Origin of the sequence: Fuchsiella alkaliacetigena, from assembly GCF_023227765.1 — a bacterium.
GTDB classification, from domain to species: Bacteria; Bacillota; Halanaerobiia; order Halobacteroidales; family Acetohalobiaceae; genus Fuchsiella; species Fuchsiella alkaliacetigena.
In genome coordinates this window covers 77,553-93,026 of record NZ_JALKBZ010000006.1, presented here as the reverse complement: position 1 = coordinate 93,026, position 15,474 = coordinate 77,553, and the positions used below count along the sequence as shown (strand labels likewise).

7 protein-coding genes and 2 pseudogenes are annotated in these 15,474 nt (G+C 36.7%); 1 reads left to right on the top strand and 8 read right to left on the bottom strand.

Annotation, left to right across the window (positions count from 1 at the left end; genetic code table 11):
* The first annotated feature begins 258 nt into the window (after positions 1–258).
* On the top strand, positions 259–1,638 hold the full coding sequence (locus tag MWH30_RS03115; protein WP_248662587.1) for a mechanosensitive ion channel family protein: 1,380 nt from the start codon (positions 259–261) through the stop codon (positions 1,636–1,638).
* Positions 1,639–1,746: 108 nt separating this feature from the next.
* Here MWH30_RS03115 and clpB read toward each other — a convergent pair whose 3' ends face one another.
* The 8 genes and pseudogenes from clpB to MWH30_RS14020 all read right to left on the bottom strand — a co-directional run.
* Complete coding sequence (clpB, locus tag MWH30_RS03110; protein WP_248662586.1) at positions 1,747–4,326, bottom strand: ATP-dependent chaperone ClpB; 2,580 nt, start codon at positions 4,324–4,326, stop codon at positions 1,747–1,749.
* A 150-nt stretch (positions 4,327–4,476) separates the two neighbouring features.
* Positions 4,477–6,885 (bottom strand): PAS domain S-box protein, encoded by a 2,409-nt coding sequence (locus MWH30_RS03105; protein ID WP_248662585.1) that lies wholly within the window; start codon positions 6,883–6,885, stop codon positions 4,477–4,479.
* Entirely contained in the window at positions 6,882–10,037 is a 3,156-nt protein-coding gene (locus MWH30_RS03100) for a response regulator (RefSeq protein ID WP_248662584.1), read from the bottom strand. The genes MWH30_RS03105 and MWH30_RS03100 overlap by 4 nt, the downstream gene beginning before the upstream one ends.
* Before the next feature lie 229 nt (positions 10,038–10,266).
* Positions 10,267–10,626: a response regulator gene (locus MWH30_RS03095; RefSeq protein WP_248662583.1), complete on the bottom strand. Its 360-nt coding sequence runs from the start codon at positions 10,624–10,626 to the stop codon at positions 10,267–10,269.
* 35 nt (positions 10,627–10,661) lie between these two features.
* The gene (locus tag MWH30_RS03090; RefSeq protein WP_248662582.1) at positions 10,662–12,485 is read right to left on the bottom strand and encodes a hybrid sensor histidine kinase/response regulator; all 1,824 of its coding nucleotides are present in this window, start codon (positions 12,483–12,485) and stop codon (positions 10,662–10,664) included.
* Positions 12,482–13,648: an FIST N-terminal domain-containing protein gene (locus MWH30_RS03085; protein WP_248662581.1), complete on the bottom strand. Its 1,167-nt coding sequence runs from the start codon at positions 13,646–13,648 to the stop codon at positions 12,482–12,484. The genes MWH30_RS03090 and MWH30_RS03085 overlap by 4 nt, the downstream gene beginning before the upstream one ends.
* Before the next feature lie 82 nt (positions 13,649–13,730).
* Positions 13,731–14,789 (bottom strand): annotated as a pseudogene (locus tag MWH30_RS14025) (sensor histidine kinase); the annotation flags it as partial.
* Between the two features lie 33 nt (positions 14,790–14,822).
* A pseudogene (locus MWH30_RS14020) lies at positions 14,823–15,470 on the bottom strand (histidine kinase N-terminal 7TM domain-containing protein); the annotation flags it as partial.
* Between the last annotated feature and the right edge of the window lie 4 nt (positions 15,471–15,474).

Here is a 15,474-nt window from a genome sequence, read left to right as displayed (position 1 = left end):
AATCACAAACCCTGCTATATCAAGGTTTCTGACCTCTAAATAGTTATTTTATACCTATGAACTGTCGAACTCGGGTTAAAATAAAGTTTAACTTAGCTATCTCCAGCTTAAGGCTGGATTTTTTATTGATTTAAATTAAGCTATCATCTTCTTATTTTCAAGCAGGATATTTTAAATTTCTAGCTAAGACTATATAATAAGGAGATTTTTTAATCAATAAAGGGCAGGTGAGTAGTTATTAAACTACAGGTAGACTTAGTGCAAGGTTGGGAAGGACTAATTAACTGGTTTAATATATACTTTTTACGTTGGACTAACCTGTTAGAACTAGCTCTAATACTAATGTTCTTTCTACTAGCCTGGCTTTTAAATAAAAAAAGCAAAAGTTTAGTTAAAAATAATTTAAGTAAAATCCCTGGTTTAAAGATGTACCGAGCTAGAAAATTAGCTGAGGAAGTGCTGATGCCCTTTTTATGGTGGCTCTTTACTTGGAGTTATTTTTTATTAGGAACTCCCTTAGGGCTACCGACTATTTTAACAGCCATTGCTGGTAACTTACTTAATGCCTGGCTATTAATTAGGGTTATCTCCATTTTATTACCTGGGGAAAGCTTGATGGTCAAGGGACTTTCTTACTTTGTCTGGACCGTAGCTTTTCTAAATATCATCGGTCTCTATAGCCCAGTAGTAGAAATGCTGGATAATATAGTTCTTACTGGAGGTAATATCAATCTTTCCTTACTGGATATAATTAGCGGACTGCTGATCTTTATTCTACTATTTTGGCTTTCGGGACAGTTACATTCTGTTTTGAAAAAACAGATTCAGTTCAAAACTACCTTTACTCCTTCAGTCAAGCTGTTATTATATAAAACCACTCGCGTTCTATTAATCACCTTAGCAGTCTTAATTACCTTAAGCAGCTTAGGAGTTGAACTAAGCACCTTTGCTTTTCTGGGTGGTGCTATTGGTGTGGGAATCGGTTTTGGCTTACAAAAAATAGTTTCCAATTATGTGAGTGGAATTATTATTTTGCTGGATAGATCTGTTAAGCCCGGCGATGTTATTGAAATTGACGATGTTTTTGGGCGGATTCGGGCTCAAGAAACCCGCTTTGTTTCTATGATCACTCTAGCCGGTAAAGAATATCTAATTCCCAATGAAAAGTTCATTACTGAACAGGTAATCAACTGGTCTTATAGCGATCGCAAGGTTAGACTAAATGTATTAATTGGCGTTGGCTATGGCAGTGATCTACGTTTAGTGGAAGAATTAATTTTGGAAGCAATGAGCAGTATAGATAGAGTCTTAACTAAACCTGAGCCCGAATGTCTATTAAAGGAGTTCGGAGATAATACTGTTGATTTCGAACTAAGGTTTTGGATAAATAATCCAGGACAAGGAATCGATAATGTCCGCAGTGAGGTTCTCTTTGCGGTCTGGGATAACTTTGCTCGCGAGGGAATAGAGATTGCCTTCCCTCAACGAGACTTAAATTTAAAGTCGATCTCTTCTGAACTATTAGCCCAGTTTACTGATTTTTGTAATTCGCAAAATAATTCTGCACCAGCGGATCTAAATGTAGATCCAACTGTGGATAAGGAATCCCAATCCCCATCTCATCAAAACGACACTTAACTTCTTCAGTAAACCTCCCAATGATCGCTCCGAGCAACTCGCTTAATCCAAACTCAGGTATAGATCTCTAAAAAAGAAATACCCTGACTTTTAAGTCAGGGCCGAACTCTAATCAGCCACTTCAAAACTAAATTTCTGCTGATAATCAATAATAATTTTACTTTCATCCTCCAATTCTTCCTCCAAGATAATCATAGCTAGCTCATCCTTAATATACTTCTGAATCACTCTCTGCAGAGGTCGGGCTCCATAATTAGGATCATAACCTAAGTCTCTTAGCTGCTCCTTAGCCCGAGCAGTTAATTCAATTACTAGCCCCTGCTTTTCCAGTTTAGTCCTTAATTCTGCCAGTTTAAGCTTCACAATCTTATCTAAATCCTGCTTAGATAAGGAGTGGAAGATAATCTGTTCATCAATCCGATTAATAAACTCTGGTCTAAACTGCTTTTTTAAAGCAGCAAAAACTCGCTCTTTAATCTCACCTTCTTCTTCCAAATCCTGAATATATTCTGAACCAATATTGGAAGTCATAATAATTACTGTATTTCTAAAGTCCACATTCTTACCGTGGCTATCGGTTAGCAGCCCATCATCTAAAATCTGTAATAAGATGTTAAAAACATCGGCGTGAGCCTTTTCAATTTCATCCAATAAAATTACTGAGTAAGGGTTCCGACGAACTTTCTCTGTCAGCTGTCCTCCTTCTTCAAAACCCACGTAACCTGGCGGAGAACCAATCAACTTGGCTACTGCGTGGCGTTCCATATACTCCGACATATCCAGCCTAACCATAGACTGTTCATCATCGAATAAGTACTCAGTTAAGGCCTTAGCTAGCTCTGTTTTTCCCACTCCCGTCGGGCCCATAAAAATAAAAGAACCTAAAGGTCGATCTTCATCCTGCAAACCAGTTCGCGAACGACGAATAGCATTACTAACTGCCTTAATAGCATCCTTTTGCCCCACTACTCGCTTACTTAATTCTTCTTCCAAATTAATCAGTTTTTCCTTTTCGCCGGCCATCACTTTAGTCACCGGAATATCGGTCCAGGAAGCAACTATTTCCGCTATATCTTCCTCGCCCACCTCTTCTCTCAGTAAGTCTCTATCTCCTTTTAACTCTGCCGCTCGTTGATTAGCTAGTTCTAACTCTTTCTTTAACTCATTTAACTTGCCGTACTTTAAGCGAGCTGCCTCTTCATAGTCAGCATCTCTTTCCGCTGTTTCGGCGGCAAGTTTAGTTTGTTCTATTTCTTCCTTTAAGTCTTGGATCTCTTGAATAATCTTCTTTTCATTCTCCCATTTTGCTTTCAAAGGCTGTAACTCTTCTTTTAAATCCGCTATCTCTGCTTCTAAGTCCTCCAAACGCTCCGCAGACTCCTGATCACTTTCCTTTTTAAGAGCTTCTCTCTCAATCTCCAAGCGACGTAGCTTACGATTCAACTCATCAAGCTCAATCGGCATTGAATCAATTTCAATTCTGAGCTTAGAAGCAGCTTCATCAACTAAATCAATAGCTTTATCCGGTAAAAAACGCTCCGTTAAGTAACGGTCTGATAACTGGGCTGCTGCTACTAGGGCCCGATCCTGAATCTTAACTCCATGATGAATCTCATACTTCTCCTTTAAACCTCTCAAAATAGAAATAGTATCCTCTATAGAAGGTTCTGCAATCTGTATTGGCTGAAATCTGCGCTCTAAAGCGGCATCCTTCTCAATATGCTTCTTATACTCAGCCAAAGTAGTGGCGCCGATGCAATGAAGCTCTCCTCTAGCTAAAGCCGGCTTTAATAGATTAGCCGCATCCATAGCTCCCTCAGTAGCTCCAGCTCCCACCACCGTATGCATCTCATCTATAAAGAGCATAATCTCTCCTTCTCCCTTTTTAATCTCCTTTAAAACCGACTTTAAGCGATCTTCAAACTCCCCGCGATACTTAGTGCCAGCAAGCAAAGAACCCATATCTAAAGAGATTATCCTTTTATCCTTTAGAGCTTCTGGGACATCACCTCTAATAATTCGCTGCGCCAGTCCTTCTACAATAGCCGTCTTACCAACCCCAGGCTCTCCAATCAAAACCGGATTATTCTTTCTCCTTCTCGATAAAACCTGCATAATCCGCCTGATCTTTTCATCCCGACCAATCACCGGATCTAGCTTTCCTTCCCGAGCCAAATCAGTTAAGTCAATAGTATAGTTTGCTAAAGCCTGATATTGACTTTCAGCATTCTGACTACTTACCTTTTCTCCACCGCGAATCTCTTCAATAGCTTCGCGGAGTTTCTTAATCTCAACTCCATACTCTTTCAACAACTGAGCCGCTTTAGTCTTAGACTCAGCTAAAATTGCCAATAAAAAATGTTCTGTAGATATATAGCCATCACCTAGCTGCTTAGCTTCCTGCCTAGCCTGTCTTAAAACCTTACTTAACTCCTGCGAGGTATATAACTCTCCCCCTTCGGAATAAACCTGCGGAAACTTATCCAATAACCCTCGCAAATCCTCTTCTAAACTATCTAAATTAACAGCTAATTTCTGCAAAATAGGTCTGACTATCCCCTCACCTTGAGTCAGTAAAGCTAACAGTAAATGAGCCGGATAAACCTCCTGGTTTTGATTATCCTCTGCCAAATACTGAGCTTCAGCTATTCCTTCCTGAGCCTTTCTAGTAAAAGCATCCATCTTCATTTAAAAACCTCCTTTGACTGATAACGTCCTAATTATTATAATTCCTATTATGTTTTTTATTCAACTTATAGGCAAAAATATCCTTTGAAAATATAAAAAACCCTAGCTTTTTAAGTAGGGCCCGCTTCTTAACATCTATTATTATAGTTTTTAATCTTCTCTTAACTTAAAAAGATAAGCTTGATTGCCTTTCTCATTATACCAGACTCCATCATATAACTTATTTGCCATCTTAATCCCCCGACCTCTTTCCTCTTCGTTAGCAAAGTCACTCTCTATATCAAGTTCTTGCTCTAGCTTCTCCGACCAATCAAATCCCTCTCCTTGATCTGTAATAATAGCTTTAATATACTTCTCAGTTACCTCTACTCTAATTGTAACTTCCTTACTAAGCTCCATCTGGTTACCATGCTCTATTGCATTAGTCACCACCTCTTGAAAACCAACACAAATCAAGTCAGGCATTTCGTAATAAGGAGCAATAAAATCCATTAATTCCTCCTTGACCTGATACATTTCCTCAATGCTGCTCTTAATTGTTTTCTCAAAGCTATCTATTATCTCTAAATCTCTTTTCAAGGCCAAAAAAGTCAAATCATCTTGACCAGTTAAGCTGCCCGAAAAGTCTTTAAAGTCATCTTTTATCTTAGTCATAATTAAATCAACAGGTAAAACATAGTTCTCAGCTAAAAGCTCCTTTAAACGCTCCTCCTCATAAATCTCACCTTCCACTCTCTCTTCTAACAAACCATCGGTAGTTAAAAAGAGAGTATCGCCCTTAGCCAAAGAAATCTTCACTTCTTCATAGTCTGATGAGTATAACTCCAAGAACTTGTCTTCACAAACAGCCGAAGAAATAGGCATTCCTCCACAATTTAAAGTAGATAAGTCCCCCTCTTCACTTATATATATAGGTGGAAATTGAAAGCCGGCATTAGCAAAAGTTATCTCCATTTTCTCAATATCTAAAAGACCTACTAATAAACAGATAAAATAATCGGCTGGAAAGTCTTGCTCTCTATATTTATCCGCTACATAGCTGATTAAGCTACTTAATTTCAAATCATCATCCTGATCATGATAGTACAGCAAATAATTATCAATAGTCTCTTTTAAGAAAATACTCAACATAGAACCATCCATTCCGTGTCCACTTACATCTGCTAAATAAATCAGCAACTGCTCTCCAATTCTGATAGCATTATAAAAGTCTCCTCCTAATTTATCCGCCGGTTGAAAATAACTAAGATAGGATACTCCCTTCACCTCAGGTAATTGACTAGGCAGAAACTGTTGGTGTAATTGAGTTGCCTTTTCAAGCTTCATCTGTAAATCATCATATAACCTTTCCATCTCAACTTTTTGAACCTCTATCTCTAGCTCCTTCTTTTTCCGTTCAGTTATATCTCGATAACTCTGTAAAATCCCTTTTAATTGACCGTTATCATCTCTATAAGGAGCTACCGTAACTATAAAATATCTATTAACTCCTCCCAAGTTGAGTTCAACATCCCTTTGTATACTTTCAACACCATTCATAGCTTGTACCAAAGAACATTCTTGATAGACACAGTTTTGAATACAGAGCGTATCGTAACACTTTAGCATTCCCTCTTCATCGATAACTTCAGCTAAAGACAAACCCTCCTTTTCTAAATAAAGTCGATTTAGTTCCTCATACTTATCGTTAAACTTAACCACATTATAATCCTTAGCTACATACCTAATTCCTTCCGCTGATAAATCAAGAATCTTATTCAGCATCTTTTTAGTATCTTGTAACTCCTCATTTTTAGCTACTAACTTATCTTCCGCCTCTTTTCTCTTAGTTATATCTTTTTTAACAGCAACATAGTTTATAATTTCTCCTCGCTCATCTTTAACCGGAGATATAACTGCCTCCTCCCAAAAATATTCTCCATTCTTTTTCTGGTTATAAAATTGACCCTTCCATTCTTTACCAGCAGAAATAGTTGCCCATAAATCCTGGTAATAAGAATCAGAATGATAATCTGTCTTTAATAAACTAGGCTCCTTCCCCTTAACCTCTTCAAAGCTATAACCCGTTAACTCAGTAAAAATTGGATTAACATACTCTATTTTCCCTTCCGGATCTGTAATTAATATGCTGACTGTACTTTGTTCAACAGCTTGAGATAACTTTTTTAACTCCTTTTTAGCTCTTCTATGTTCTAAATGATTTTCCACTTTAGTTCTCACAATTACCGAATTAAAAGGCTTAGTAATATAATCGATTGCTCCTAACCTCAAGCCATAAACCTCATCTTCTACCCTATCTTTAGATGTAATAAAAATAATGGGAATCTCTTTAGTAGCTGCTAACTCCTTCAATTCCTTACAAACTTGATAGCCATCTATATCAGGCAAGATAATATCTAAGAGAATAATATCCGGCAAGGTACTCTTAGCAATATCTAAAGCTGTTTGACCATCCTTAGCCACCTTCAAATCCCAATCTTTCAGCATTTCACCTAGTATTCTGATATTACTAGCTTCATCATCAACAATCAAAATAGTTTCTTGTCTGGAACTATTCATCTAGCTCCCCCCTCAAGGTCTAAACCATCTTGCTTTATTTTATTCAAAATAGATAGAGCCACATCATAATTAAAGTTCTCCACAGCTTCGAGCAGGGAGTTAAACTGCTCTCTCACTTCCTCTTGAGCTGGTAAACAATTATCTAACTCTAATATAAAGTCCTCCTCAATAAAATCATTAGCCTCTAACTTAGCTTCTAATTCACTTAAAAGTTGATAAAACTCTTCAGCAGCTACCGGCTCCTCTAAAGTATCACTCTCTTCACTATCCTCATATTCTGAAAGTAGCTCACTAATTGAGGAGTTCAATACTGATAATTCCTCTTTTAACTCCGTTATACTGGCTTTGCTTAAGCTATTATTAGCGATCTCTGTTTCGATTTCTTGACACAACTTAAGCAATCGCGTAGCACCTATATTACCAGCCACTCCTTTAAGACTATGAACCTTCTCTTTAATAAGCTGATAATCAGCACTAAAGAAGTCTTCTTCTATCTCTGCACCTATATTTTGATTATCTTTTAAAAAGGTCTTTAAAATTTTAAAGTATAATCTCTCGTTCCCTTTAACTCTTTGCAAAGCTGAAGCTAAATTTAATCCAGTTATCTCTATTGAAGGATCTAAAAAGCTAGTCTTATCTTCTCCATCAATTCTAAGCTCTCTCTTAATCCATTTAGATAACTTATTTAAGAGGTCTTGGGGATTAAATGGCTTAGATATATAATCATCCATCCCTGCTTCTAAACAGGCTTTTCTATCTTTATCCATAGCGTGAGCTGTCATGGCAATAATAGGAGTTTCCTCATTTTTAGAATTAACTCTAATCTTTTTAGTTGCTTGATAGCCATCCATATTTGGCATCTGCACATCCATCAAGATTAAATCATAACTTCTCCTTTGAGCCTTCTCAACTGCTATAGCCCCATCTTCAGCTATAGTAATATTTAAGTTAGCTTCTTCTAATAACTCCTTAGCAATTTCCTGATTAATCAGATTATCTTCAACAAGCAAAACCTGAACTCCTACTAAGTCTGCTCGGAAAAAATCATCCTTTTTAGCCTCTTGCTCTGCTAAAGAGAAGAGATACTCTTGTTGTCCAAATACTTTAATAATCAAGTCAAACAGCTTTGATTGGTTGATCGGTTTAGCTAAGATTTTTTCCACAGGAAGCTCTTCATTTTGCTCTTTAATTTCATCTATTTCATAAGCCGTCACTATAATTACTGCTGGAACCTTCTCTAGTTCTGCTTTCTCTTTAACCCACTGAGCTACTTTTGCTCCATCAACTTCAGGCATTTTATAATCAAGTAATATTAAGTCATAAGCTTCACCTTGCTCATGCTGATTATTTGCTTTAATCTCTTCAATAGCTTCTTTCCCTGAAGAAACTACTTGATACTGATAATTAAAAGAAGCTACTAAATCTTCAAGAAGTTCTCGCGAGCTAGGTTCATCATCAACGATTAAAACCCGCAAACCCTTCTTATCTAACATCAACTCTACTTCATCTAAATCTACCTTAATTTTAAAGTTAAGATCAAAGGTAAAGGTAGAACCTTCTCCTAAACTACTCTCTACTGAAATCTGACCTCCCATCAGCTCTACTAACTTCTGACTTATAGCCAGGCCTAATCCGCTCCCTCCATACTTTCTACTAGTAGAAGAATCACCTTGAGAAAATTCTTTAAATAACTTTTCCTGCTCTGCATCAACAATACCTATCCCGGTATCCTCAATTGAAAAGCTGAGTTCAGCTTCTTCTTCACTTCTCTCTAAAACATTAACCCTGATTATAACCTCTCCCTGCTCAGTAAACTTAACTGCATTACTTACTAAGTTAATCAGTACCTGCTTTAATCGCAAAGGATCTCCTTCGACATACATCGGTACTTTCTCATCTATAACTGTCTTCAAATCTAAACCTTTCCTCTTTACTCGATAGCTAAACATATCTACTACACTATTTATTAACTGATAAATATAAAAGTCTGCTTTTTCCAATTCCAAGCTACCCGCTTCAATCTTAGAATAATCTAGAATATCATTGACTATATTTAGTAAGCTATCCGAAGAACGCTGAATTTTGTTAATGTATTTTTTCAGATCGGGATCATCTGTTTTAGAGTTAGCAATATGGCTTAAACCTATTATTGCATTAATAGGAGTTCTAATCTCATGGCTCATATTAGCTAAAAACTGGCTTTTAGCCTGATTAGATTTTTCTGCCTTTTCTTTTGCTGCTTCAAGCTCTTTATTAATCTTAGCCAACTTTTGATTGGTATTATTTAAATTTTCGGTTTTTCGAGCAACTAATTCATTTAAATACTTATTTTCCCTTAAACCATAAATGACAATTCCATTGATAAAGAGCCAAATCAGACTAGTTAGTCCTAAAAAAATATTTTGGGATGTGTTGATATACTCAGCCCAATCTTTATTCCTAGTTGCTTTGATAGTCCAATTTTCATTAGCTATCTTTAACTCTTCTTCAATTGGTGAAGCAAGTAATTCTTCCTTACTTTGATAAACTGGAGTACCGTCCTCTTTGATAATAGAAAATCTCAACTCTTCATGATCTTTTTCAAGGCCTGCTCTCTGCATCACCTCTTTTAGTTTATAAATAATATTAACGATTCCCCAAATATCACCATCTTCTTCATAGACTAGTTTTCTGCCAATTAAGCCTAGAGTATCATCTAAAAGAAGTTCAACGGGCCCGCTAATCACAATGTCTCGCTTTTCTTCTAACAACTCTAAAGTCTCTCTTACTTGAGGCCGCTGATCTGCAAAGAGATCATTACCTAAAATATGTTCTCGTTCCTCCAAAGGATATATATAAGAAATAACACCATTAGGAGCTAAACTAAAGTGACTAATAGCCGGATTTATAATACCACTAGCAAAAATATCAAACTCCTCTTCAATTCTTGCTGCCGAATAATCTATCTTTACAAAAGATTCCAAAGAATTGATAATAGAAGTCTGGTAGTTAAGTTCTGTTTCTAAAGAAGATCTATAGCTAGAAACTAGCGAAGAAAAGTTATCTTTTTCTCTTTCGATCAAAAAATCTGAATATAAATTATTAATAGACCAAAGTAAAACTAATGAAAAAATAAAAAATATAATTGCGAATATAGTCCTCTTTTTATCCACAAAAATCTCCTCCAAATAGTTTAGTTTATGTGCTTCTTATTACGATTCATTATATACCTATTGCAATTCATTATAATTCCTACTATACTCTTAATTCAAGCAGCAGATAAAAATATCCTTTTAATATAGTAAAAAATCCTGGTTTTCACCAGGATACTACTGTTCATTCAATTATCACCTAAAAAACATCAGCCAACAGCTCTCCTTAAAGAGCCGCTGACCTTTATAACTAAAGCAATGATTCAATCTTAGTCAACAGTTTATTCATCTGTACCGGTTTCGTTTCAAACTCATCACAGCCAGCATCTAAACATTTCTGTCTATCTCCAGACATAGCATGAGCAGTCAAAGCAATAATTGGGATCTCTTTTGTACCAAGATCAGCTTTAATCTGTTTAGTTGCCTCCCAGCCATCCATCACAGGTAAGCTCATATCCATTAAGACTAAATCAGGCTCTTCTTCCAGAGTTTTAGCTACTCCCTCTGAACCATTTATAGCTACTTCAACTTCAAAACCCTTTCTTTTCAATCGCCGTGATAACATATCACGATTCATTTCATTATCCTCAACTAACAGTATTTTAGCCATTTTGCTCCTCCTTTTTAATTATATAAATCTTTGAGTTAACTCCTACACTCTTTTAAAGTCGATACTGCCGAAGAAATATAAGCTAATAGTTGATCTTTATTAATACTTCCTTTAGTTATGATTTTCTCCACGTATCCGTTTAGCCTATCTCTATCTGCTTGAGTAAGCTTCTTAGCTGTAATTACTAACACGGGAATATTATGATAATCGACTTCTTTATTTAGTTCCTCAACAAACTGAAATCCATCCATTTGAGGCATCATCAAATCCAATAAAATTATCCCAGGTAGATCATCTATCTCCCTTAAAATATCCAAAGCTACCTGACCATTCTCAGCCTCCAAAACAGCATAATCCTCACTCTCTAAAATTTTGCGTAACAATTCTCTAGTTTGCTGGTCATCTTCCACTACTAATACTGAAGAATTGGGCTTTAATCTTAATTTATTTAAAGCCTTTTGCAAGGCATCCCGCTTTACCGGTTTAGTCAAGTATGCTGCTGCTCCTAAAGCATAGCCCTTGTTTTTTTCATCGATTATAGTTGACATAATTACCGGTATCTGCTGCAACTCTTGGCTTGATTTTAGCTCCATCAGTACTGACCAGCCATCCTTTCCAGGCATCATCACATCTAAGATAATAACCTTTGGTTTTACTTCTTTAGCCAGCTTCAAGCCCTCTTCCCCGGAAGAAGCTGTTACTACTTGCAAGCCTTCTTTAGTTAAATAACGAGCTAGCAGCTCTCTAACTGAACTTTCATCATCAATAACTAAAACTAACTCTTCTTTTTTCTTAAGTTGTGGAGCTTCTTCCTGACTTCTAGTTGTTATCTTTACTGTTTCTTCTTTATTTTTTATCTTTTTATATTTACTATCAGTCGAGTCTCTCTTATCCTCTTTGGTATTAACTGGTAATTGAACAGTAAAAGTAGATCCTGTACCTAGCTCACTTTCTACAGTTATCTCTCCACCTAACATTTCACAAAAAACCTTACTAATTGCCAGTCCCAAACCAGTACCGCCATACCTTCTGGTAGTTGAAGCATCAGCCTGGGTAAAGGCTTCAAATAGCTTATTTACTTGTTCTGAACTCATTCCAATTCCAGTATCCTCTACCTGAAAAGAAACGAATTCTTCGGAACCCTCTATCAATTCTACTCTTAAAGTTATAGTGCCCTCTTCGGTAAATTTAGCTGCATTACTAAGTAAATTAATCAGCACTTGTTTAAGCTTGGTTAGATCACTATACATCTTGTCTAAATTTGAAGCTATCTCTAGCTGAAATTGATTACTATTCTTCTCCATCAGGTGAGCTACAGTATCAACTACTTCTCTTACTTCCGCCTCCAAATCAAAACTTTCTAAATATAACTCCATCTTCCCTGCTTCTATCTTGGATAGATCCAAAATATCATTAATTAAAGAAAGCAGGTGTTTGCCTGCTGTCTGTATCTTTCTTAAATCATCAATAAAAAAATCCAGCTCCATTTCTTCAGCATCTTCCAGAAGCATTTCACTATAACCAATAATAGCATTCATAGGAGTTCTTAATTCATGGCTCATATTAGCCAAAAAAGTGCTCTTAGCTTGATTAGCTTTCTCTAGTTCTTTTTGTGTTTGTTTTAACTGTTCTCGTTGCTGACGCAACTCTTCATTAGTCTGTTCCAGATCAGCAGTACGCTTACTTACAGCATTCTGCAAAATAACATTGTGCTCAAAAAGAGCATAACTACTATCGGCTGCATCAATAGATTGCTCAACCCGATCCATTAAAACCTGGTTTATCTTCTGCTGACGCTCTAACTCAGACTCTAGCTTTAGAATACGCTCTTCTAATTTCTGCTTCTGTTTAACAGTCATTTGCTATTACCTCCAATAACCACTCCTGTCAATGTTTGATTAATATGTAAGCCATTATACTGTTCCCCATATGTACTAAAGCCTAAGTAAGGCATCCCTTTAAACAGAGTTGAAGCATCATTAAGCCTATTTTTTTGTAAAAGCTCTAAGCGACGAAAAAGACAATCACATCCCAGCACAAAACGCAAATCCGAAAAGGTAGAACGCAGGGTATCCATACTATTGGCAATATTCTTTACTAAGTCTTGGCCCTGACCCACAGTTAGAACTAATCCTTTATCTATAGCACACCAAAAGCTCAAACTACCATCTGGATTAGCACTTTGAACTGCCCGAACATACCACTCACCACCAACTCGAAGCATCAACGGATTAGCAGCAAAAACATCAGCATCAAATTCTTCAATTGGCACTTCAATTGCTTCAGCGAATGCCTCAGCAGCAGGTAGCCCATTAATTTCAAAGACTATTCTGGTGGCAGGATCTGCCTCGGTAATCACCAAACGTTTATCGGTTGGCTCAAAATGCTGAAAGCGGAAAACTTGAAAAGGCAAATCACACTCAAATAAGGTAAAAACAGCACTATCAGAATGAAATTCACCATCATAATAAACTAAGGTTTCTTCAAAGTTTAGTTCATCAGCAGCAGAACCTCCAAATATTGGCACCCCCTCTAAACAATTATATAGCGAAGCAGCTACTACCTCCTCTCGCAAAGATATCCCATCAATTAATAATAGACCAAATTGACGTTTAGGGTCATAAGCATCTGCTAAAAGCAACTGCTCACATAGCTGATCTGCTAAATTTCGGGCCCTATCCGCTACATAATCAGAAAGGTTATCCATCAAATGAGGATGAGCTATTAAGTGAGGAGATAAAAGACTAGCACCAACCAAGCCTCCTTCTTTATATCCTGCCTCACCAACCAATTCTCCGGCACTCGTACAACCAATCACCGTCTGCTCAGAAAATTCTTCACGCATAGCTTCAGCTATCAAATTATGGTCATAACGCGATGAACAAAAAAAGATCACCACCGCATTAGGATCAGCTTGGCGAATTTGAGCAGCTACTTCCCTAACCGCTCTAATACTATCCTGAGCAAAGGATGAACCTAAACGAATATCCAATTGCAAGTCTTTTCCTTCTTCAGTTTTCATAAATAGACCACTCCTTGTATTATTATAAGACTTCTCTTAATTAGCTACTTATCCTAAAAAACTAAGTTATCTCCTAATTCATTGGTAATTTCACAGTAAAGATAGAACCTTTTCCTAGCTCACTCTCCACCTCTATCTCTCCACCCAGCATTTCACAAAAAACTTTGCTAATAGTTAGCCCTAAGCCAGTGCCTCCATATTCTCTAGTAGTCGAAGTATCTGCCTGAGTAAAGGCTTCAAATAACTTAGCTAACTGCTCTTTGCTCATCCCAATTCCGGTATCCTCCACTTCAAAAGAAACTTCTCCTGACGAAGCAGTCTCTACCCGTAAAGTTATACTTCCATTTTCGGTAAACTTAGCTGCATTGCTCAATAAATTAATTAGTATCTGCCTGAGCTTAGTTAAATCACTGTGCATCTTCCCCAAATCAGGCTCTACCTCTATCTGAAACTGATTATTATTCTTTTCTACTAAATGAGCAACCGTATCCACTACATTTTCAATTTCTTCATTTAAATCAAAAGTCTCCAAATAAAGCTCCATCTTCCCCGCTTCTATCTTCGATAGATCCAAAATATCATTAATTAAAGACAGCAAGTGTTTGCCAGCAGACTGAATCTTTTCTAAGTCATTAGCAAAAACCTCCAGTTCCATCTCTTCGGCTTCCTCAAATAACATTTCACTATAACCGATAATGGCATTCATAGGAGTGCGTAGTTCATGGCTCATATTAGCTAAAAATTCGCTCTTAGCTTTAGTAGCAGCCTCAGCTTCTTCCTTAGCTAGTTTCAACTCCACTGCTTTAGCTTCCAACTCTCTTTCCTGACGCAGATCCTGAGCAGCAATCACTACTCCCAACAGCTTCTTATCCTCTTTTACTGCCGTAGCCTTAACTCGAACCGGTAATAAATCGTCTTCCTTAGTTAGATAGTTAAACTCTCCTTCAAACTGAGATTCACCAACCAAAACTACCATTCCCATTTGCTGTGAAAACTCTTCTCTTTCCAAAACTATATTACTAGCCTTTTTATCAGTCAATTCCTCTTCCGAAAAACCAAGCAGTATTTCCGTCTGCTTATTAACTCGAATTACCTTCCCTTCACGATCTACCAAAATCAAAAGATCCAGTATATTAGCCATAATCTCTTCGGTAGCAATATCTGGGGTAAAGGTTAATAAACGATACTTAGTAATAGCTAGCCACATAGCCAAAAACCAAATAATTCCAAAAACTGAATAAAAAGAAGGCAGATATATATCTACCAATTGGGGTAAAACTCTTTGCAGAATAAAAACTAAGACTAAAAATAAACTAAGACCCCTGATTATAATTCTAGCCTGTTTTTTAAATCTCTCTTGCTGAGATTTTTTACCCCATCTCCATAATAAAAAGCAAGCAAATAAAATAATGAATAGGTAGTAAACAGTATGAGCTATATACCAACCAGAAGTAAGAGAATTGCTAAAAGCCCAACCCCAGCTTTGCTGAACAAAATAATCCACATGAGAGTTAGTGAAATTTCCATAAGCAAAAAGCAAACCCGGCAGATAGTTTAAAAAATAAAAACAGCGATATTCTAAAAACTTAGACTTAGTTAAAATTAAAACAAAGTGTAAAATCATCACTGGCAAAATAGTCCAACTAAAAACCGAAAGTCTTACCCAAAAGAAAGCTAATTCCTCCGTAGGAGCCATAGTCATTTGACCAATAGTAAAGGCCCAAAAAGCCATAAATAAAGAAATTAGAGCAAAGATACGATTACAGCTACTTTTAGAATTAAGAGAAAAACCATAACTACCGATTAATAAATAGATAAACATAGTT